General features: G+C 44.5%; 19 protein-coding genes. 17 read left to right on the forward strand and 2 right to left on the reverse strand.

Going from position 1 to position 22,594, the window contains the following annotated elements; genetic code table 11:
* Window positions 1-190 precede the first annotated feature (190 nt).
* The 4 genes from ACKA06_RS17380 (at window position 191) to ACKA06_RS17395 (ending at window position 3,976) form a co-directional block, all read left to right on the forward strand.
* A complete protein-coding gene (locus tag ACKA06_RS17380; protein ID WP_198258616.1) occupies window positions 191-700 on the forward strand; it encodes a mismatch-specific DNA-glycosylase in 510 nt (169 codons plus the stop codon).
* 416 nt (window positions 701-1,116) lie between these two features.
* Window positions 1,117-2,496 (forward strand): DUF2254 domain-containing protein, encoded by a 1,380-nt coding sequence (locus tag ACKA06_RS17385; protein ID WP_411160276.1) that lies wholly within the window; start codon window positions 1,117-1,119, stop codon window positions 2,494-2,496.
* Between the two features lie 190 nt (window positions 2,497-2,686).
* A complete protein-coding gene (locus tag ACKA06_RS17390) occupies window positions 2,687-3,421 on the forward strand; it encodes a YheC/YheD family protein (protein WP_411160277.1) in 735 nt (244 codons plus the stop codon).
* 156 nt (window positions 3,422-3,577) lie between these two features.
* Window positions 3,578-3,976, forward strand: coding sequence for a YceI family protein (locus ACKA06_RS17395; RefSeq protein WP_214873580.1), 399 nt, complete (start codon window positions 3,578-3,580; stop codon window positions 3,974-3,976).
* Between the two features lie 101 nt (window positions 3,977-4,077).
* On the opposite strand, the gene ACKA06_RS17400 is transcribed toward ACKA06_RS17395, so the two are convergent.
* On the reverse strand, window positions 4,078-5,238 hold the full coding sequence (locus ACKA06_RS17400; protein WP_411160278.1) for a glycosyltransferase family 4 protein: 1,161 nt from the start codon (window positions 5,236-5,238) through the stop codon (window positions 4,078-4,080).
* A gap of 277 nt (window positions 5,239-5,515) precedes the next feature.
* Between ACKA06_RS17400 and ACKA06_RS17405 the strand changes: the two genes are divergently transcribed.
* From ACKA06_RS17405 to hflX, 9 genes are all read left to right on the forward strand, one after another.
* Entirely contained in the window at window positions 5,516-6,586 is a 1,071-nt protein-coding gene (locus ACKA06_RS17405; RefSeq protein WP_411160279.1) for a YheC/YheD family endospore coat-associated protein, read from the forward strand.
* Between the two features lie 139 nt (window positions 6,587-6,725).
* Window positions 6,726-8,240 carry a glycosyltransferase family 2 protein gene (locus ACKA06_RS17410; RefSeq protein ID WP_411160280.1) on the forward strand — a complete coding sequence of 505 codons (1,515 nt, stop codon included), beginning with the start codon at window positions 6,726-6,728 and terminating at the stop codon, window positions 8,238-8,240.
* Window positions 8,227-9,498 carry a nucleotide sugar dehydrogenase gene (locus tag ACKA06_RS17415; RefSeq protein WP_411160281.1) on the forward strand — a complete coding sequence of 424 codons (1,272 nt, stop codon included), beginning with the start codon at window positions 8,227-8,229 and terminating at the stop codon, window positions 9,496-9,498. Before ACKA06_RS17410 ends, ACKA06_RS17415 begins: the two co-directional genes overlap by 14 nt.
* 169 nt (window positions 9,499-9,667) lie before the next feature.
* Window positions 9,668-10,879, forward strand: a complete 1,212-nt coding sequence (locus tag ACKA06_RS17420; protein ID WP_411160282.1) for an ATP-grasp domain-containing protein — start codon at window positions 9,668-9,670, stop codon at window positions 10,877-10,879.
* A 12-nt stretch (window positions 10,880-10,891) separates the two neighbouring features.
* Window positions 10,892-11,905, forward strand: coding sequence for a YheC/YheD family endospore coat-associated protein (locus ACKA06_RS17425; RefSeq protein WP_198258607.1), 1,014 nt, complete (start codon window positions 10,892-10,894; stop codon window positions 11,903-11,905).
* A gap of 79 nt (window positions 11,906-11,984) precedes the next feature.
* Window positions 11,985-12,440: a CotY/CotZ family spore coat protein gene (locus ACKA06_RS17430; RefSeq protein ID WP_411160283.1), complete on the forward strand. Its 456-nt coding sequence runs from the start codon at window positions 11,985-11,987 to the stop codon at window positions 12,438-12,440.
* 253 nt (window positions 12,441-12,693) lie between these two features.
* Window positions 12,694-13,890, forward strand: a complete 1,197-nt coding sequence (locus ACKA06_RS17435) for an iron-containing alcohol dehydrogenase (protein WP_198258605.1) — start codon at window positions 12,694-12,696, stop codon at window positions 13,888-13,890.
* Window positions 13,891-13,952: 62 nt separating this feature from the next.
* Window positions 13,953-15,410, forward strand: a complete 1,458-nt coding sequence (locus ACKA06_RS17440; RefSeq protein WP_411160284.1) for a CoA-acylating methylmalonate-semialdehyde dehydrogenase — start codon at window positions 13,953-13,955, stop codon at window positions 15,408-15,410.
* A gap of 517 nt (window positions 15,411-15,927) precedes the next feature.
* Window positions 15,928-17,193, forward strand: a complete 1,266-nt coding sequence (gene hflX, locus ACKA06_RS17445) for a GTPase HflX (protein WP_411160295.1) — start codon at window positions 15,928-15,930, stop codon at window positions 17,191-17,193.
* Window positions 17,194-17,516: 323 nt separating this feature from the next.
* On the opposite strand, the gene ACKA06_RS17450 is transcribed toward hflX, so the two are convergent.
* Window positions 17,517-17,900, reverse strand: coding sequence for a DUF2512 family protein (locus tag ACKA06_RS17450; protein ID WP_198258603.1), 384 nt, complete (start codon window positions 17,898-17,900; stop codon window positions 17,517-17,519).
* A 145-nt stretch (window positions 17,901-18,045) separates the two neighbouring features.
* Between ACKA06_RS17450 and ACKA06_RS17455 the strand changes: the two genes are divergently transcribed.
* From ACKA06_RS17455 to ACKA06_RS17470, 4 genes are all read left to right on the forward strand, one after another.
* A complete protein-coding gene (locus ACKA06_RS17455; protein WP_032086209.1) occupies window positions 18,046-18,735 on the forward strand; it encodes a response regulator transcription factor in 690 nt (229 codons plus the stop codon).
* Window positions 18,732-19,736: a sensor histidine kinase gene (locus ACKA06_RS17460; protein WP_198258602.1), complete on the forward strand. Its 1,005-nt coding sequence runs from the start codon at window positions 18,732-18,734 to the stop codon at window positions 19,734-19,736. Before ACKA06_RS17455 ends, ACKA06_RS17460 begins: the two co-directional genes overlap by 4 nt.
* A gap of 100 nt (window positions 19,737-19,836) precedes the next feature.
* The gene (locus tag ACKA06_RS17465) at window positions 19,837-20,598 is read left to right on the forward strand and encodes an ABC transporter ATP-binding protein (RefSeq protein ID WP_411160285.1); all 762 of its coding nucleotides are present in this window, start codon (window positions 19,837-19,839) and stop codon (window positions 20,596-20,598) included.
* Entirely contained in the window at window positions 20,588-22,531 is a 1,944-nt protein-coding gene (locus ACKA06_RS17470; RefSeq protein WP_411160286.1) for an ABC transporter permease, read from the forward strand. Before ACKA06_RS17465 ends, ACKA06_RS17470 begins: the two co-directional genes overlap by 11 nt.
* The last annotated feature ends 63 nt before the right edge of the window (window positions 22,532-22,594 follow it).

The following is a 22,594-nucleotide window of genomic DNA, read 5'->3' on the forward strand; positions in this document are numbered from 1 at the left end:
TGCCTCCGTCCGGAAGCGGGTTTTCTTTCGTTCTCCGGTGTGTCAGCGACTGGGTTTCAATACGGAAAAAGCGCTGCACACCGGACCTTCTGACATGCCCTCTTGAGATGGACCGAGGTTACAAACTTTGATTGGGCCGGAGTCTCGGTTATCATGGAGGATAGAAAATGACAAAAAGGTGGTAATGCTCATGGACACCATTCCGGATCACCTGGAACACGGCCTTGACATTGTGTTCATCGGGTTCAATCCGAGTATCCGCTCGAGTGAAACGGGGCATCATTATGCGAATCCTACAAACCGCTTCTGGAAGATCCTTTATCAGTCGGGCCTGACGCCCAGGCTCTATCAAACGGAGGAAGACAGCAGTCTGCTGGAGCTTGGATATGGATTGACGAATATTGTAGAAAGACCGACCAAGGACGCTTCTGAGATAACGAAAGAAGAATACCGGGAAGGAAGGATCCTATTAAAAGAAAAACTGGAAACATATAGACCCCGGATCGCATGCTTCGTCGGCAAAGGCGTCTATCAGCAGTTTTCAGGAAAGAAGAAGGTACCGTGGGGGTGGCAGGAAGAATCGACGGTACCTGGGATACGCGATTTTACGGCACCTTCATCAAGCGGGCTGGTACGGATGAAAGTAGATGAAATTTCAGCAATCTATCGAACATTACTCGAAGGGGACCGTTCTGTGTAATGCGGTCCTTTTTTTTGTTGGTATTCCGGCCTAAATTCCGAAAGGACTGGTACAAGGGTTTATACAACATTCAAGGACGATTAATAGAATAGATAGTGGTAAATTTTATTTACTAGTTTCATAGAGAAAGGAGGGGGGAACAATGGGAGCAGCTCTTCCTGGATCATCATGCATTTTGGATTGGCTTCGCAGCATTATCTGCTGGATTCTCGGTTTGCTCGGCAGTGTATTAACCTGCCTGAGAAACGGAGTATGTAACACGACTGTATAATCCGCCAGAGTGGAATCCCGGCTGCGGCCGGATTCCTTCTTTTAAATAAAGGGTATTCCAGAAGTTTAAGAAGGCCCCCATCAGGGAAGATTACGGGAAAGTTGAACATTTTCAGCTGGATACTTTTATACAGGGTGGGACCGGAATGCATTACATATTTAAAAAACTGCCCTCGGAGGCGAAGCGATTTGCAAGGATGACGAAGCGGGAAAAGTGGAGTGTCCTTTACTCCAACTTGTGGATGACCCCCATGATTTATGCGCTTCTCTCCCTCATACTCGTCTTCATAACACTGTGGGCGGATCTGAAAATGAATGTGTACAAAGAGATGCCGTCGTTCTTAAAGGTCGACTACGGGTTGACCAAGACGATCCTGAGTACACTGACCGCAGGAATCTTATCGCTTACCACGTTTACTTTTTACGGCGTGCTCGGGGCGCTGTCCACATTTTCCAGTCAGTTCTCTCCGCGGATCCTTAAGAACTTTATGATGAATAAAGTGACCCAGCGGACGCTCGGGATTTTTAGCGGAAGCTTTCTATATGTGCTTTTTTGTTTGTTTTTCATCAATGAAGATACGGCTCAGGCATACAGTCTGATTCCATCTGGAGCTGTATTCACGGCTCTGCTCACGATCAGTACCTTCGCTGTTTTCATCAACCATATCGTCAACTGGCTGCAGGTCACCAATCTGACCGAGCAGATCAAGCTGGAATCCGTCGATATCATTGAAAGCTCGCTGGTTAATGAATTGAAGCCTCATAAAGCGAAGCAGCCCGATGGTATAAAGATGCAGGTCCCTGGCGGAGAGGGGAAGCAGATGTATGCCAAACAGTCCGGCTATCTGCAGAAAACCTACTTTGATGCACTGATCCGGCAGGCAGCCGAGGACAATCTGATCATCCGTATTGATAACCGCATCGGTAGCTTCGTCTTCCGGTCGACACCTTTTATGACGTACTGGCATCCTTCATCAGACTTTGATATTGATGAAGAGCGCTATACCCGTATGTTTGAGGTTGGTAAGAATCAAACGGAAGTCCAGGATATAGAATTCAGTATTAATAAATTTGTGGAGATCGCCATACGCGCACTCGGGAATGATGACCCAAAGACAGCAACGAATATTATCTATCAAATCGGTGACCTCCTTATTCATATATCGGAAATGGAAGTATTTTCACCCTATCTCACAGATGAGGAAGGAAACCTTCGAGTCATTTTAAAAAACTTAAACTTCGATGACTATCTCTACCGCGGGTTTGCCTCTATCAGACATTACGCGAGAGAGGACGCTGTAATCACCGGGGAACTTCTGCGCGTCATCAGATCAATTGCAACTGCCATTGATAAAAAGGATCACCACCATATATGGAACTTTACAGAGTATACAGCCACTGGGTTTGACCATAAGCTTCTCTATAACTTGGACCTTAAACACTTCCAGGATGTTGTGTGGGAAATCGCCGATATCACAGGTAACGAAGAGGCTTACGAAAAACTAATGAATATGATGAACAGCTAACCGGGAGATTGACGATTGATCCCATGCGTAATGAATATAGAGCAGGTTCTCGATTAAACAGGTGCCTCCTTATATAAACTGGAGGCACCTGTTTTTTATTATGGACGCCTACTAGTAGGTTATCGTACAAGAATTTGCTCCTGATCTTCATAGGATACTAAGAGAGTATCAGGAAAAGGAGTAAATTATGATGGGTAGTCCGATTGGAAAGTATACGAAATACAAGTTCATGAAAGAGCATTCTGTAATCGCTCCTCATTTACCGGCAACGGCTTTATTGACAGAGCAGTCTTTTTCTGACTATCTGGACAGGTTCGGCACCGTCATCGTGAAGCCGTGCAGAGGATATAAAGGAATAGGTGTTGTACAAATTAGATTATTGAATGGGACGATCATTGAAATACAGTCAGGTTTAACTAAAACTGTGTTTGAGAGCAAAGGGGAAGCCTTTTCTTCCTTGAAAAAAAATCATTTATTCAAGAAGAGAAGGTATATTATACAAGAAAGAATCCCCTTGACGACCATTAATGGTTGTCCGTTTGATATAAGAGTGCTGGTTCAGCGGAAAAAAAATTCGTATCAGTGGGAAGTCACGGGAATTCTGGTAAGGGTTGCGGCGAAAGGTTATTTTGTTACGAATTATGCTAAAGCTGTCATGACTGTCGAAGAGGCACTGGAAAAGTCGGGTATAAGAGAATTGGATGCAAATAAAGTAGTAGAAAAATTGAACGAAGTTGGTCTTAACTCAGCAAACATCTTACAGGAACACTATCCAGCTGCAAGGCGTATAGGACTGGATGTGGGGCTGACGGAGGATGGGCATATCTCGATCCTTGAAGCGAACCTCGGTCCGGACCTTGCTATGTTTAAGTTTCTTAAAAATAAATCAGTTTACGAAAAGATAAGGAAATATAGAAAAGGATGAATACTAACATACACAGTTTATCCCGTGAAAACGAGGGAATTCATGCCTCTTTTATAGTTCATTTTGGTTATTTTCTCAGTCACTATTAAATATGTCCATGCAAATCTATGAGTTATTCATATAATACTTTATCTTCTTATGAAAGGAGGGTCTATTATGGGATTAGTCTTATGTGATTGCCCGGCAACAGCTGCAGGGTCGAGAAGAATCATCTGTGAACCGCGGCTTTTATCTCTGAGTTACGAATTTGAAATAGATATTTGTTCCGGCTCTTTACCTGCCAGCAGCTCAGTGACTGGCGCGTTTACTGTGATTGTTTTTGGACTTGAGATTGAAGCAGATTTCGTTTCAACAGAAATCGGTTTTCCGATCTGTACAGTTGATGCATGTGGGAATCAGACCTTAACCGTTGTCGTTGAAGGAACTCTGACACTTATGGGCGTGCCGTCAGATGTAACGTTTACGTTAAGCCTCAATGAAGCAAATCAAGAAATATGTATCGAAGCAGAAGGTATTGACCCATTTTGCTTGCCTGCAACGGTCATCTTTGGGTAACCCAGTTAATTGTTAAAGTAAAATAGAGACATGATACGTTTCATAAAGCTGCCGTGATAAATTCCGACAGCTTTTTTTTCTTGTGGAAAATCGTTCTCTGTTCACTTCCATTCATCCACATACAATTCATTTAAACGGTTTGCACAATGTTCCCAGGTAAAATGGCTGTTGATAGACGAAATGGCATTTATACCGAGTTCTTTCTGTTCCCCGGGATTGGTAAGAAGTTTCTCTGTATAATGGGTAAGCTCTGGTTCTATATTGTTTAAATCAATAAGGTAGCCGGTATTTCCATGTTTGATGATTTCCTTCATGCCGCCTGCTCTTGAAGCGATGACCGGGACTCCGCAGGCCATCGCTTCAACGTTTACTAATCCAAATGCTTCCTTTGCTTGAGATGGAACGTAAACGATACTTGCTGATTGGAACCACCGATGTATTTCGCTGTGGGGAACAAATGGAATGAATTTAACATGGCCGGGAAATTGTTTCGCTGTTTTTTCTAGATTCAGCACATAGTTTGTTTTACGCTTGTTCGAATAAAAAGCATTTCCGATGATCACCAGGCAAAGGTCAGGATGCTTTTTTATAAGGGAAGGCAAGATATTTAATAGATGATGAATTCCTTTCATTTTTCGAAGACGTCCTACGAATAATAATATCTGCTTATCTTCAAGATCATTCCTTTTAAGTACCTCTCTATTAGCCATCAAGTCAGAATCCCATTTTGGAGTGAATTGAGAAATATCTACCCCTAAATGATTGACTGCGACCTTCTCACTCAAACACTGAGTCTTTTGGATGACAACCTCTTTCAAGAAGTGACTGTTCACAATCACTTTGTCGGCAGAATGAATACTCTGAATCAACTCATTTTTGGGTATAGCGGATGAAGAAATAAAGGCTGTTGAGTGAAGGGATAAAAAAATTTTTTGATGTGGCAGGATTTTACGGAGAAAACCTGCGTACTTTGGTCTGTTTTCAACCTGAATGATATCAGGGTTTATCTCTTTGATATAAGGGAGGATCTTTAATAGATAATGCCGCCAATTCTTAAAGCGGCAGCGATAATAGTGAATATTTCCATCCTGTTCTATACGGGAGAATCCCCGCGACTTTTTGCCTGCTATATATAAGTCGACTTTTTCTTGTAAAGCATTGGTGACTCTATCAATCACGGTTTCTACCGAACTTGAACGGGGAGAGGGGATAGGAAAGGATCCGGGAGTGATGATCAGCACCTTTGGTTTCTTTAAAGTCAATTATCTCACCTTCTCTCGTTTTCATAATTGGCTCTGTTAATGAAGGAGGAGCTTTATTTTTACATATCCTATTCACATTTTTGGGGGATGTTGCTCAAAATGGTCACATCACCATTTCACCATTCTTCAGCCAACATAGGAAGGCCTGTGTCAGCCGATTGCCTATACCATTCCTTTGAACGCTGAATAGAGTAGTTATAAAGAACTTGATCATCACCATTCTGAAATATCTTTACTTTTTTACAGAGTAAAGAACTGATTAGGAGGATTAGAATTATTGGACACATATTTAGGTATTATGGTAGGGACAGGTATATATAAAAGAATTACAAAAGGGAGAACTTCCTTTGAAAACCTTTCGTTTTATGAGGCTGCCTGTGAACATTACAATTTAACAGCGTGTTATTTCCGCTTTGAAGATATTAATCCGGGAGAAGATACTGTGATGGCTTATGTGAAGAATGCCGAGGGAAAATACATTCTCCGCAAAGTTCAAAAGCCTGCAATTATCCACAACCGGACATTCACAGGGAAAAGAGCTCAGAGAAGGAAAATGAGAAAGCTTAAGAAAGAGGGAATCACTTTCTTTAATGAAAATAATCGATACAAGAAATTAAACATCTATAAGATTCTTAGAAAGAATAAGACACTTCATCCACATCTCCCGGAAACGGTTCAAGCGAGCAGGGATAATTTAAAACGCATGATGGATAAATATCCTGAATTAATTATAAAACCGAACAGCGGGACGCTGGGGATCGGGGTAGTAAAACTAAAGAAAAAAGATAATCAGGAATGGGAATTAACCAGCCGCGAACATAATTCATTAAAGAAGCAGTGTTTCTCCACTGATTGGCCGCCCCTATTACAGAAGCTTGCCGATAAATCATATCTCATCATTCAAGAAAGAATTCCGCTTGCAAAAAGCAAGGGCGGGATCTTTGATATGAGGGTAACGGTGCAGAAAAATGATACCGGGAATTGGCAGGTGTCAGGAATGGCGGGTAAAGTCGCCCAAAAAGGCTGGTATTTGACGAATGTCGCACGGGGAGGAACGTGCTATTCTTTAGAAGAATTACTGGATGACCTGCCGCATCTGAATCAAAAACAGGTATACGAGAATATTAAGAAATTATCCATTATGATCGCCGGGCAGCTTGCACAGGAGATCTCGAACATTGCTGACGTAGGTCTTGATATAGGCATTACCCATGATGGGGTGCCCATGTTTATTGAATGCAACTGCAGGGATTTAAGAATCGTCTACAAGCATGCAGGAATGAAAGAAGAATGGAAGCAGTCTCATTTCGCCCCGGTGGGATATGCAAAGTTTTTATCAGAAGCATAAAGAAGCAGCAAAAAGCCATATCGGGGCTTTTTTTAATGGACAAGCGCCGTTTCATGAAAATGAAGAAGAAATAAACTGAAATAGATAACGTGGTCTAAACGTACTGGCAAATAAAAATATCATAAGTGAGGTGATTGTATTGGCTGGAAACAAACTCTCGTTCATCATACCTGCTAAAAATGAGGCGAAGCTGATCGGTGGGATCATAAAAGAAATATCAAAACTGAAACCGTTTGAAATAATCGTTGTCGATAACGGGTCTAGAGACAATACGAAAGAAATCGTCAAACAACTTGGTGGAAGAGTGATTGAATATCCATATCCCCTCGGCAGGAACGTACCAAGAGCAATTGGCGCTTACTATGCGAAGGGGGATATTTTGCTATTCATTGATGGAGATCAAGTCATAACTTCTGACAAGCTTAAACCATTCATTCAAGCGATCGAGGAGGGGGCGGATGTTACCTTAAATGATTTCAGATACGTGCTGAAACAAAAGAGAAGCCCCCACTGCACAGCCGTTGCGAGAAAAGGATTAAATTTATTTTTAAATAAAGAGGAGCATGATATAGATTCTTACGTATCGATTCCTCATGCCATGAATAGAAAAGCACTGGAAACAATAGGCTGGTGGAATCTATCGGAAACGGGAGTGGCCATTGCCAAAACATTTATGAGTGATTTGAAAGCAGAATCCCCCATTGCCATTAATGTGTTAAGAAAAAATGCTCGCAGACCCGGGGCCAGGATAAGGGCAAAGACGTCTCCTTTTGCTATCACCCATGATGAAATCCTCGGTGATCATGTTTTAGGGTTACATTATTTAATCGAACAAAAAGGAAACAGGGGGGGATTCCTTGATGACAGGAATGTCGAAATATCAACTGTTAACAAAGAACCCCCCACACCTGGGAAGACAAGATGCAAAAGAAGCGCTGTAATCGTCACCACCAAAGGGAGGGGGAAATCCGTACCTTCCTTAATTTCCCGTTTAGAAACAGCTAAGGTTAATGAGATTGTCATCGTGACAGATCATACAAAAGACTCTTTCTCTGAAATGAAAAAGAATAACAAAGTGAAAGTTATAAAGATATCGGGATCAGAGGGCACTTACTATGAAAGGTTTATAGCCGTGCAGCATGTGAGAGGTGAAAATGTGTTGTTTTTGGACGGGGATTTTTTACTCTCTACGCGCGAAATTAATCGTTTTTACAAAGCGGTTGAGGGAAACACAGACCTTGCTCTTAATGACAAAGGATATTTACTTGGACACTATCCTATGAGTTCGAAAACCTCCATTCATTACTGTCTGAATATTTTAATGAAGAAACCTGACCTTCTTAATTTTTCCCTGACAGAATACCCGCATGCCTTAAGCAGAAGAGTGCTGGATCACCATCAACCAGAAGATTTGCTAAAACCGCCGGTAGCCTATGTGAAAGCCATTCTTTCTAATTTTACCATTTCTGCACCACAAAGAATCAAGACTTGTGAAGAGGATGTAAAGTGTGATGAAATTTTCCTCGGGGATCATCTGGAAGCTATTAATCTATTAATAGAAAATACCCACGAAAAAGGCGGATTCTCAGATGGGAAGAAATTTGAAGCGATCAATGAACTTCGCAGAAAGGAGGAAGAAAATGAATCACCATAAAGCCCCGGTGGCAATAGTAGGTTTAGGGTACGTTGGGCTTCCGTTGGCAGAATTGTTTATAAATGGCGGTTGGGAAGTGTATGGGATCGATATTGATCAATCCAAAATAGACAGCTTGCTGCAGCACAAAAGTTACTTGAGTGATTACAAGGATGAAGCGATTGCTGAACTATTTGAGCACGGTTCCTTTCATCCGTGTACAGCGTTTGATGTCATATCCCAAGTGAAAACAGTGATTCTATGCATCCCGACCCCGTTAACGCCGGAACATCAGCCTGATTTACGCTTTTTAAAAAGCGCATTTTCCAACTGCATACCACATCTGCAGCAAGATCAGCTTATCGTTCTTGAAAGTTCCACCTATCCAGGAACCACTGAAGAAGTAATATGTCCTGTCATTAAATTCTCAGGTTATACAATTGGGGAAGATTTTTTTATTGCTTATTCTCCTGAACGAATCGATCCGGGTAATACATCCTACCAATTAAATGAAATCCCCAAATTGGTCGGAGGGGTAACGAAAGAATGTACAGAACGTGCGAGTGAAGTGTATGAAACCATTTTTGATTCCGTCGTTTCTGTGTCGTCACCCAAGGTCGCCGAAATGAGCAAGCTGGTGGAAAATTCCCAGCGGTTGATCAATATCTCTTTCATGAATGAACTTCTCCTGTTATGTGAGAAGATGGATATCAGCCTCTGGGAAGTCATAGACGCAGCAAGTACCAAACCTTTTGGCTTTACCCCTTATTTCCCCGGGCCCGGCATAGGGGGACATTGCATACCTGTCGATCCCATGTATTTATTATGGAAAGCAGGTACCTATCAAATAGACCTTGACTTAATAAAATGGGCGCATCAAGTAAATGAAAGAATGCCTTACTATATTGTGAATAAAATCGAAGAGCATTCTGAAGGGCATTCTTTGAACGGCAAGAAAATTCTTGTGATAGGCACTGCCTACAAGAAGAATGTGAACGATGTTCGAGAGTCCTCGGCTTTGAAAATAATGAAACTCCTTCAAGACAAAGGAGCTGACGTTCACTATTATGATCCGTATATTCCATCCATTAAGTTGAATGCCTGCACCCTGAAATCCGTTGAGTTAACTCCTGAAACCATCGCTGAAGCAAATCTTACCCTCATTCATACAGATCACTCTTCCCTTGATTATGAAAAGATCGTACAATTCTCAAATTTGGTATTGGATACCCGCAGAGTAACAAAAGCAAATAATAATAAAAAGGTCATTCTGTTATAGATTGGCTGTAAATCGATGAATACACTCTATATGGATAAGGATTGTTTAAATCAGCGGGCTAATTGATTGCCGCAGATGACTTTGCTTTCCGCAGACGGCCGGTGTGCCTTCTTCCTGTGTCATCCCAACTTCTTTTTTCATAAGAATAAGTATATTGAATCAAGAGGGAATGAAAGAGATGCAGACGATTGTATTTCTTGGAAGCAGAAAGTCCGGTACAAGCAGGGAAGCCGTAAAGACGGCGAAAGAAATGGGCTGCCATACCGTTTTGGTTACAGACCGCCTCCGGCTGGAAATACCTGAAGCGGATGAAATCATCTATATGAGGAATCTTTTTGAAAAAGAAAATCTGCTCCACTTCTTAAAAAGTTTAGAGAGCAATGGAAACAAGGTATCTGCCTGCATGAGTTTCATAGATCCCTTTGTGTCCTATGCGGCCCGGATTTCAGAAGAGCTGGGACTGGGGGATTTATCGTCGGATGCACTGACACTTGCAGAAAACAAAGCTGACACTCGGAAAAAACTGAAGGAATTGAATTCTTCCCCTTTTTTCTCAGTGGTTGAGAATCTGAGCAACTTCACCGAATTCTCCCGTTCTCATGTTCATGCGCTTCCTCTCATCCTTAAGCCCGTGGTCTCCAACGGTTCAAAGGATATAAAACTTGTGAAGACAGAGGAGGAAATGGCAGATGCGTTATTGTTTTTTTCTGAAAAGTATGGAGAACAGCCGGTATTAGCAGAGGAATACCTGGATGGTCCGCAGTACTTGATCGAAGTGGCAGTTTACAAAGGGGAAATTTTCCTCATTGCAGTCATCGAACAGGAATGGAATGAATCCTTCATCATAAATGGATACTCTTTCCCCGCAGAAATCAGCAGTGAAAAGGCAGCTTCCCTCAAGAAAGCCGTCCGTGACATCCTCGAACTCATCGGCCTTCGCCATGGCTCATGCCATCTCGAAATGCGTCATGTTAAAAACACCTGGAAGCTTATTGAAATCAATCCGCGGATGTCGGGGGGATGGATGAATCAGATTATCGAGACGGGGACTGGGCTCAATCCCTTGAAGGAACTTTTGCAGATGCAGCTGGGGGAAGTGCCTTATTTCCATGCGGTACCTGCCCGGTCCACCTATGCCAGGTATTTAACGCTGAAGACGGCCGGAAGACTTTTGCATATAAGCGGAATAGAAAAGGCGCAGAGCCTCGATGGAGTCGAATATGTGCATGTAACACCTGAGGCAGGCAGTATCGTCATGCCGGCAAGATCAATGGGGGATAGGTATGCCTGCATTATTACAAGAGCTGAAACAATTCAAAAAGCAAAGGACATTGCCAGGCATGCCGCAAAGGAATTGAAGTTTTATTTAGAACCTCTATAGGGGGAATGGAAGATGAAAATGGTAGGGATGCTGCACCACCGGTCTCAGCCTCACCGGGTGAAAAAGGCATACGCATGCGCAGCCGTCGCAAAGATGCAGGACATCAATTTTTGCTACTTTACCTACAGCGGGGTGAATAAAAGGGATAAAAAGATCAAGGGATGGGTCTTTCAGGAAGGAAAGTGGAAAAGAAAGAACCTAAACTATCCCGAGGTCATTATTAATTTGTCCAACCCGAAAACGAAGGAGCAATCAATCGTCACAAAAGAATTAAAGAAACACTGTATATTCACGAGTCATTCCGTGGGCAACAAATTGACCGTCTATCACAAGCTTAAAAACAAGAAAAAATACGCCTCATACCTTATCCCTTCCTTACCACTTACGGGATTCGGTGAGGTGACCGCTTTTTTTCAACAATATCAAAAGCTTGTCATCAAGCCATTGTCGGGAAATAAAGGGAAGAATGTTTATTTTCTTGAACAACAAGACGATCACTACTTAGTAACCGCTGGGCTCTCCTCTCAAAAATACAGCCAAAACGAATTGGAAGTATGGATTCATCAGTTGCTGCTGGATAACCGCTATCTGATCCAGCCATTCATCCTGTGCAGGACAAACGCAGGGTTGACGTATGATATACGAATTCATGTCCAGAAAAATGGAAGAGGGAGATGGGAGATCAATCTTATTTACCCGCGTATCAGCGGAACTGGAAAACTCGTGAGCAATGTAAGCAGCGGCGGGTACCGTGGTGACTGGGTGCCTTTCCTGAAAGCGGAATTCGGCCAGGACTGGGAAGAGGTACGGGTGAAGCTTGAGTCATTTGCACATGCTTTCCCAAGACATTTTGACAGCCTTTATCCTCATTCATTTGATGAACTGGGGATCGATGTCGGTATTGATGAAAATTTGAAATTATGGATCTTTGAAGTGAATTGGAGGCCAGGCAGCAAACACCGTGAATTTGAAGTGGCGAAGAGGCTTCTTCCATATTGTGCGTACTTAATGAAGAAGGAGGGATAAATGTCCATTTTGCTCTATTTCGTACACCTGAGACCTTACTTTCCATAGAATAATGATGTAGACGATGGGGGGGAGAGACTTGGTAAAAGAACAGGGCAAAGCTGATTCTACATGTATCCATAAAGCGCTGGCTGAACTGAAAAAGGTACAGGATTTCATCAACCAAGCCGACATCCCTTACTTTGGAAAAATGTTCTCAAAGCTGGTAGGTGTCGATACCATTCCTTTTTCTTTATACACAGAGGATGGAAAGCTGATCATTACGGGGATTGATAAGGATCCTTGTGGAACAGCGGCGTCTTTTAAAACAAGCTATTTCCGCATTGAAGATCTCGATGAAAAATCCGGTTGTGCAACAATCTCCCTGCTGCGCCCGCTTTGCATCTGTGGAAAAAATGATCACTCCTGCTGTAAAATCCTTGTGTTGAAAAGAACCGACACTTGCGTCAAAGTGGATGTAACCTGTATTTGTGCCATCCAGTGCATCGATATCGACCTTTTAAAACGAAAAATAATCATTGAACCGAAATGGTGAAAACGTACCTTTACTCGAAGGTGCGTTTTTTCGTTTGAGGAATGTTTTCTTCGGTATCGGTCCTCGCCGTTATACCATGTTAAATGCCTGTGCGGCGATGCTTTAGCTTAACAAGGGACGTCTGTTACAATTTCTGTTATACTAAATGAATAGTTTAAATATTTAGATTTTACTGACGGGTTGCGCATCCTGGGAAGCATGTACTTCATAGAGACCCTATCTTATTATCAAACGATAAAAGGGGTGCTGGTCTGTGGAGAAGTTTGCAATTTTTCGTGTGCCGGAAACGATTTTTTACGGCCGGGAGGCTTTAGGGAATGTCGGCCGGGAAGCGGCAGATCGGGGCGGAAAGGCCCTGATCATTAGTGATGGAATCATGGACGGGCTCGGCTATGTCAGCCGGTGCCGCCAGTATTTACAGGATCATGGGATTCCGAGCGCCGTCTATCTTGGGGTCGAGTCTGAACCGACCGACCGGTATGTTGCAGAGGCCCTCTCGATGCTCGAGGAGGAACGCTGCGACGTGGTCATATCACTCGGAGGGGGCAGCTGCATCGATACCGCCAAGGCAATTGCTGTGCTTGCTTCGAATGGAGGGTATATCGGGGATTATATGGGCGGCAGATTTTTAGCCGATAAAAAACCTCTCCCTCATATCGCCATCCCAACGACTGCGGGTACTGGTTCGGAAGCGACGGATGTGACGGTCATCACCAATACGCAGGATGACGTGAAAATGATGATCAAGCAGCCGGCCTTTATGCCGGACGTCGCCATTGTGGATCCGCTCCTGACCGTCTCCTCACCCAAAACCGTGACGGCTGCGACCGGCGTCGATGCGCTGAGCCATGCGGTGGAAGCATATTTATCAAGGAGAGCCCACCCGATGACCGACACAGCAGCTCTTGCTGCCATCGAGCTGATTGCGGACAATCTTTTGAAGGCATATGATGATGACAGGAACCTTGATGCCCGGGAAGCAATGAGCCTTGCTGCCATGCAGGGAGGAATGGCTTTTTCCAATGCTTCCGTCTGCCTGGTTCATGGAATGTCACGCCCGATCGGTGCACTGTTCCATGTCCCGCACGGCTACTCGAATGCGATGCTGCTGCCGGCGGTGCTGGAATTCAGCAAAGACCACTGCATCGACCGCCTGGCTGATATAGGGCGGATCTTCGTGAAGGACAGCGGGCACCTGACGAATGAGGAATGTGCCGAAAATGCACTGGCTTCGGTCAAAGCGCTCTGCCGGAAGCTGAACATCCCGAATCTTAAGGAATGGGGAATCGAGGAAGAGGCATTCACTAATGCAGTGGGAAAAATGACGGAAGATGCCTTCATCAGCGGCAGCCCTGCAAACAATCCGAGGGTGCCGACGAAAGCGGAACTGGAAGCTCTGTATCACCACTGCTACGATTATCAGTACACCTCAAACGAAAAAGTAAAGTGACAAATGGGATCAGCATGGATCACTGATCAACCGAAAACAACTCTCGAAAGGGGAAATCATTCATGGCGACTGCAACGACTAATACCTTGAAGAACTTTATCAACGGAAAATGGGTGGATGCCAAGACGGACCACTACCAATCCGTACCGAATCCTGCTACCGGTGAAGAACTGGCCCAGGTTCCGATCTCAACCAGGCAGGACGTGAATGACGCGGTGCATACGGCTAAAGAAGCATTCAAATCATGGAGCAGGACGCCGGTGCCAAAACGTGCACGTATTCTCTTTAAATATCAGCAGCTGCTTGTCGAGAATTGGGACGAGCTTGCAAAACTCATCACAGAGGAAAACGGGAAGAGCTTTAAAGAAGCATACGGTGAAGTACAGCGCGGGATCGAATGCGTCGAGTTCGCAGCCGGTGCCCCGACCCTGATGATGGGGAAACAGCTGCCTGATATCGCGACGAATATTGAATCTGGCATGTACCGCTATCCAGTCGGTGTGGTCGGCGGCATCACGCCGTTCAACTTCCCGATGATGGTGCCATGCTGGATGTTCCCGCTGGCGATTGCATGCGGAAATACATTTGTCCTGAAGCCTTCCGAGCGGACGCCGCTCCTTGCCAACCGCCTTGCAGAGCTGTTTCAGGAGGCAGGCCTTCCGGACGGCGTGCTGAATGTGGTCCACGGTGCGCATGACGTTGTGAACGGCCTTCTTGAACATAAGGATGTCCCGGCGATTTCATTTGTCGGCTCGCAGCCGGTGGCAGAGTATATTTATAAAACCGCTGCAGGGAACGGCAAGCGGGTCCAGGCACTTGCCGGAGCGAAGAATCACTCCATCGTGATGCCGAACGCCGACCTTGACGCTGCCGTAAAAGAAATCATCGCTGCAGCATACGGGTCTGCCGGTGAACGCTGCATGGCCTGTTCTGTTGTAGTCGCAGTGGGGGATGTTGCGGATAACCTGATCAATAAACTTAACGAGCAGGCGGATGCGATAAAGATCGGCAACGGGATGGATGAAGATGTCTTCCTCGGTCCTGTCATCCGCGATGAACATAAAAAGAAGACGGAAAGCTATATTGAGAAGGGTGTTGAAGAAGGGGCGACATTGGTACGTGACGGCCGTACGGATGAAGCGTACAAGGAAAACGGCTACTTCATCGGCCCGACTATCTTTGACAATGTGACATCCACCATGAAAATCTGGAAAGATGAAATCTTTGCTCCTGTTCTTTCGATCGTCCGTGTGGATACACTGGAAGACGCGATTAACCTGACCAACGAATCAGACTTTGGAAACGGGGCCTGCCTGTTCACGAAAGACGGAAGCGATGTCCGCTACTTCCGTGAATTCATCGAAGTCGGCATGCTCGGAGTCAATATCGGGGTGCCTGCACCGATGGCATTCTTCCCGTTCTCCGGCTGGAAAAACTCCTTCTACGGAGACCTTCACGCCAACGGACCGGATGGAGTCGAATTCTATACAAGACGCAAGATGCTGACCGCACGCTGGTAAAATGAAGGCCCGTCCCTCACCGCTTTAAAGCGGTGGGAGACGGGCCTTCAAATTGGTCTTCTCAATCCCGGTCATCTATGTTAAGATAATCATAACTTACAAGAAATGGAGGTTTTCCCTTTGATCTTAATCAGACTACGATTCCGCGATTCCAACAGATAATTGAATATGTTCGGACGCTCTGCCTGTGCGCAGGGTAAATGGAATTGGTCTGCCTATTTTTAAGGGAAACTTCATTTAACGTGTTGGTGAAGAAGAGGGGGCGAAGGACTCCTCTTTTTTCGTGTCTTGAAAATAGAATTGAATAGTGGACTTCTAACGGGTTCCCGTGAGTTTTACCGTGTGGTGAAAGGGGTATCCTAAAGTCATGCCGGCCCATGCAAGAAAAGGACGCGGACCGTTGTTTTCTTTTGAAAACAGCTGCACGTGGCCGGTTGACGGATCCATTTGCTAAAGCACAGGCAGCAGCCTGTGTTTTTTTCGATATAAAAAAAAGAATGGGAAGTGAAGATAGATGATGGAAGAACGTTTAAGAGCCATCGCCGTTGGCGTGAACACCAAGGAAAAGGGAGAAGATTTTGAATACAATATGCTTGAATTGAAGGGGCTGGCCGAAGCCCGCCGCATTGATGTCCTCGCAGAAATGACGCAGAACCTGCCGAAAAGGAATCATGTGCATTATATCGGGAAAGGGAAAATCGATGAGCTTCTGCCTCTGATTGAAGAAATGGAAGCGGATGTACTCATCGCCAATGATGAGCTGTCGCCGTCACAAATTCGGGTGCTCGAAGAAAAACTTGATATCCGTGTGATGGACCGGACCATGCTGATCCTCGATATTTTCGCAGAACGCGCGCAGACGAGGGAAGCTCAGCTGCAGGTGGAAGTGGCACAGCTTCAATACATGCTGCCACGCCTGATCGGAAGGCGCGAATCACTTGGACGTCAAGGAGGGGGATCCGGACTTGCAAACAGGGGTGCCGGTGAAACAAAGCTTGAGCTCGACCGCCGCCGCATCGAAGACAATATCACGGCACTTAACAAAGAGCTTGAAGCGCTAGTCGATCTGAGGAAGACCCAGCGGAAGCAGCGCAAGAAGAGCGGTATTCCGGTTGTTTCACTCGTCGGATACACGAACGCAGGAAAATCGACGACCATGAATGCCCTTCTGGAAACATTCAATTCCGGTGAAAACAAGCAGGTTTTTGAAAAAGATATGCTGTTCGCCACATTGGATACGTCAGTCAGGAACATCACACTTCCTGATAATAAGTCATTCCTTTTGACCGACACCGTCGGTTTTGTCAACAAGCTGCCCCACCATCTCGTGAAGGCATTCCGCTCGACGCTTGAGGAAGTGGCAGAGGCAGATCTCATCGTCCAGGTGGTGGATTATTCCGATCCCCATCATGAAACAATGATGGAAGTCACGAACAAAACGCTTGATGATATCGGAGTGGGAGGCATCCCGATGTTCTACGCCTTCAATAAGGCGGAACTCGTCGATGAAGAATCGGTCGGAAGCGTTGTGAACGACAGGATCTATCTATCCGCGAAACAGCGAAAAGGCATCGATGAGCTGGTCGATGTCATCAAAGGTCATATTTTTAAAGACTATAAGAAATGCGATATGCTCATCCCGTTCAGTCAGGGACAGCTGATATCTTATTTCAATGAACATGCAAACGTGCTTCATACCGAATATGAAGAGAACGGCACAAAGCTGACGATGGAATGCAGGAGTTCGGATTTTGAGAAGTACAGGGAGTATGTGGTTCAATAAACAGAAAACCCAAACACATATTTGAGGCAATCTTTAAAGTGTAGATACCATACACCGCTAATGATTTCCGTGCAAGACTTCGCTTTCCGCGGGTAGCCCGTGAGCCTCCTCGTCACTGCGTTCCTGCGGGGTCTCACCTAAGCTCTCTCCCCGCAGGAGTCTTCGCCTTGCACTCCAATCAACCGCTGGAAAGAGCTAAAACCTAAATGTGCACTAAATAAATTGAAAAAATCCGAACTGATTTGCCTCATCACATGCAAATCAGTTCGGGTTTTATTTTAGACTAGTTTACTTTTATCCCAACTTCTTCTCACTATGCTACTTTATTCTGATACATGAATGGACCTATCGTCCGCCGACCCAAGCTTATGTCTATAAATATAAAAATGAAAGAAATATTCCCCCACACCGATGAGGAGGGCTGAAATGAATGCGGAAGGCAGGGCGACATCTGCGTCCAATCCTTCAATCATAGAAATCACTGCCCAGACCAATATGAAGGCAATGATCAATTCAACTGCGGTGGTGACGACATTATTTGTTTTATGTAAAAAGGCCAGATCTCCCGCACCATAAGAGACACCTCCAAACAGGACGGCGATGAGCGCAGTGCTTTCAGCAGAAATACGGAACCCGAGGCTCAGAACGAATGAAAACACAGCCAGGATCATGATTCCTTTAATGGCGAACGCTTTCGCATGCTTCATGTGATATCTCCTCCTTCGGGACGTGCTTTGTTTTTCCCGCTGTGATGAAAGATAAACAACGCACCAAAGAATACGAAAATTTCCACCTAGAAAATTCTTCCGTTCTCCGCTACACTGTAACTAACCTACAAGAGTGGTGAAAATGATGTTTAAACTAATGTTGATCGAAGATGACAAAACCTTATATAACGAAGTGAAAAACCGTTTATCACAATGGTCATATGACGTTTATGGGATAGAAGATTTCAGTAAAGTGATGGAGGAATTCTCTGAGGTGAAACCGGACCTTGTGATCATTGATATCCAGCTGCCGAAGTATGACGGCTTTCACTGGTGCAGGATGATCAGATCTCATTCCAATGTGCCGATCCTGTTCCTGTCTTCCAGGGATCATCCAACGGATATGGTGATGTCGATGCAGCTCGGCGCAGACGATTTCATTCAGAAACCGTTTCATTTTGATGTACTGATCGCGAAGGTGCAGGCAACCCTCAGGCGCGTCTACAACTACAATACAGAACAGGTGACCCTGAAGACGTGGTGCGGGGCTGCTGTGGATCATGAGAGGAATACGGTTAAGAATGATAAGGGCATCATTCAGCTTACAAAAAATGAAATGTTCATCCTGAAGCTTTTGATCAGCCAGAAAAATAAAATCGTCACCAGGGACAGTTTGATCAATTCTTTATGGGATGATAAACGGTTCATCAGCGATAATACCTTGACGGTAAATGTCAACAGGCTGCGGAAGCGGCTTGATGAAATCGGACTGGGCGATCAAATCGAAACCAAAGTGGGGCAGGGTTATATGGCACTGGAGGAGGAATCAATATGATCGCTCATTTTATCCGAGAAAGAATAAGCTGGTTCTTGCTCTTCATCGGTTTACAGGTACTCCTGGCCGTTGTCGCTTACCTTGATCACTCCCTGCCGTTTTCATCGATTCTCTATGTGGTCTTCCTTTCAACCCTTATTTTCATTCTCTTTATCGTGGTCCGCTACCATGTTGAAACAACATACTACAAAGAGCTGAAAGAATGGGATGCAAATCTGCATACAACGGGAATACCTGAACCCCGGACTCCATTTGAAAAGGTGATTCACCGAAGTATGACGGAGCAGGCGGATCAACTGAAGGTGGAAGCCGCTTCCCATAGACGGATGATCGAGCAGGAAAAGGATGAACTTCTTGCCTGGATCCATGAAGTGAAAACTCCGTTAACCGCCATGAGCCTGATCATTGAGCGATTGAACGATCCCTTGATACAGGCACCGCTGAAATACGAATGGCTCCGGATTCATCTTCTTCTCGACCAGCAGCTTCATCAGAAGAGAATGGATTTCCTTGAGAATGATCTTTACATAGAAAAGGCAGACCTTGAGACAGTGATCTACGGGGAAATCAAAACACTGCAATCCTGGTGCATTCAAAAAAGAATCGGATTTGATATCGAGCTGGAAGTGAAAGACATTCTTTCAGACAACAAATGGCTGGCTTTCATACTTAGACAGCTGTTGACAAACGCGGTTAAATACAGCATGGAAAGTGATATCGAAATCAGGAGCAGCCGTGAACATGGTCATACCGTCCTCATCATCCGTGACTTCGGAAGAGGAATCTCCATGAGGGATATGCCCCGAATATTTGAAAAAGGCTTTACGTCCACTGATGATCACCAAAATAATGCTTCTACAGGAATGGGTTTGTACCTGGCAAAAAAAGTGGCCGATGCGCTGCACATTCATATAAAGGCAGAATCCGAACCGGGGAAGGGGACAAGCCTCACGCTCGTCTTCCCAGAGAGGAATGAGTTTGAAGGAACGATCGGCATGTGACAAAAATGTCACATGCTTTTCCATTTTGTTCGGCGGATAAAAGGAAAAATGTTTTTCTGCTTTCTATAATGAAAGTATCAAACCAAAGGAGTTTTTTAGTATGACGATATTAGAAGCAGTGAAACTTCACAAAAGCTATGGAAATAAGCTCAATAAGCAGGAAGTACTGAAAGGGATCGATATGCGGATCGCCAAGGGCGAATTTGTCGGGATCATGGGTCCCTCTGGATCCGGGAAAACCACCCTCCTCAATGTCTTGTCCTCCATTGATAAAGTGAGTGAAGGATCAATAAAGATTGAAAATAATGAAATGACGAGGATGAAAGATAAGCAGCTTGCGGAATTCAGGAAGAATCATCTCGGGTTTATCTTCCAGGATTACAATCTGCTCGACACACTCACGGTTAAAGAGAATATCCTTCTGCCGCTGTCGATAAAGAAAACATCAAAAAGAGAAGCCGAAAAGAAGTTTACCACGCTTGCCGAACAACTCGGCATTGCAGAGTTAAAAGATAAATACCCTAATGAAATTTCAGGGGGGCAAAAGCAGCGTACATCTGCTTCCCGGGCGTTTATCCATGAGCCAAGCATCATCTTCGCCGACGAGCCGACGGGAGCGCTTGATTCCAAGTCGGCATCCGACCTTTTGAATAAACTGGGGGGACTGAACGACCAGCTGGAATCGACGATCGTCATGGTCACGCACGATCCCGTCGCAGCAAGCTACTGCAGCAGGGTCGTCTTTATTAAAGACGGACGAATCTATACCCAGCTGAACAAAGGCGACCAATCAAGACAAGCCTTTTTCAAAGATATAATGAAGACCCAGGGTGTATTGGGCGGTGTTCAAAATGAACATTAATACGCTCATTTTCAGGAACCTGAAGAAGAACCTGAAGAATTACTATTTGTATGTATTTGCACTCGTTTTCAGTGTTGCCCTTTATTTTGCGTTTGTTACTCTTCAATATGATCCATCGATGGATGCAGCGAAGGGATCAATAAAAGGAGGGGCGGCCATCAAAGCGGGCTCTGTCCTTCTCGTAATGATCGTTACAATCTTTCTGCTCTATGCGAATACCATTTTCATCAAAAGGAGAGGCAAGGAAATCGGTCTCTTCCAACTGATCGGGATGACCAAATCGAAGATTTTCTGGATTCTTACGATGGAGAATTTTCTTTTGTATTTCGGCTCAATGATACTTGGTATCCTGATCGGATTTTCATTTTCTAAGCTGATCATCATGATCATGTTCAACATAACGGGAGTTGATGCGATTGCTGAACTTCATTTCTCAACGCAGGCCTTGTTTCAGACGGTGATGGTCTTCAGCGCCATCTACATTCTGATCATGGTGATGAATTTTCTGTTTATCAAGAGACAGAGCATTCTGGCGTTATTCAGAGTGCGTTCTTCCACCGAGACAAAGGTAAAGAAAGTGTCCGCTTGGATTATGATGCTTGGAATCCTGGGCGTTGCCCTGATTGCTGCCGGCTACTATGTTTCATCCAAGCTGTTTGAAGGAGACTTCCAGACGATGCAGGAGCTTTTCGCTGCCATGATCTTTATCCTGGCCACCGTAATCCTCGGAACGTACCTATTTTATAAAGGATCGGTCAGTTTCATTTTCCAGATCATCAGGAAAAAGAAGGGCGGCTACCTGAATATCAATGAAGTGATGTCACTTTCTTCCGTCATGTTCAGGATGAAGTCGAATGCCCTTTTACTGACTATCATCACCACGGTTTCAGCACTGGCGATCGGTTTACTGTCATTGAGTTACATTTCTTATTACTCTGCGGAAAAAATGGCCAAGGATAATGTTCCGTCTGATTTCACTTTTACATCGGAAGAAGCTTTTACAAAGTTCAAAGATAAGCTGGAGCAAAAAAGCATCAAATTCAGCAAAGAAGAAATGGAGGTAATCATGGTCGCTGCAGACCTTGAAGAAGTCACCGAATCTGACTTTGCTGTAAATGGCACACTTGAAGCGATGCCGACTTCCATCATCAGTGAAAAAGAAATCAAAGGAATTGATGTAGGCAAGAAAGAAGTCTTGTTCAGTGGTTACAGCGATATGTTGCAGAAAGTACTGCCGCTCTCCGATTCAGGAAGGATTGTATTAAAAGGGAAGAAGGAATCAATTGAGCAGGACTATCTGGGCATGCGGGATGAATTTCCGATTTCATGGTATTACACAGCAGGAGGTTCACCGGTCGGGATTGTGGATGATGACATTTTTGTGGAACTGAAACAAGATCTTGATCCTGAAATCCAAAAGGAATCAAACATCTATATCGGTGTTGATATAGACAAGAGAGAAAAACTTGATGAAGCAAATGCCCTTTTCCATGAGCTTGGTTTTGCAGAAGGATTCGAGCATGATTCACAACAGGATCTGGCAGGGGAGCAGAAAAGGAATATCGGCCTCATCATGTTCATCGTCGGATTCCTTGGGCTGACCTTCCTTATTACTTCAGGCTGCATCCTTTATTTTAAGCAAATGGATGAAAGTGAAGACGAAAAGCCTAATTACACGATTCTTCGAAAACTGGGCTTCACCCAATCTGACCTGATTAGGGGGATCAGGGCCAAACAGCTGTTCAATTTCGGAATTCCACTGATGATCGGCCTTATCCATAGTTATTTCGCAGTCAAATCTGGATGGTTTTTATTCGGCGGGGAATTCGACATCCCGATGGTCATCGTTATGGGACTGTACGCCGCCTTGTATTCAATCTTCGGATTCCTGTCTGTGCTTTATTATAAAAAGGTGATCCATCAAGCGTTATAAATGAAAAAGCTTCGGTTCAATGTCAACCGGAGCTTTAGACCTTTGCAATCAATTGGTATGATG

This window comes from Rossellomorea oryzaecorticis (assembly GCF_045897515.1).
Taxonomy (GTDB): Bacteria; Bacillota; Bacilli; order Bacillales; family Bacillaceae_B; genus Rossellomorea; species Rossellomorea enclensis.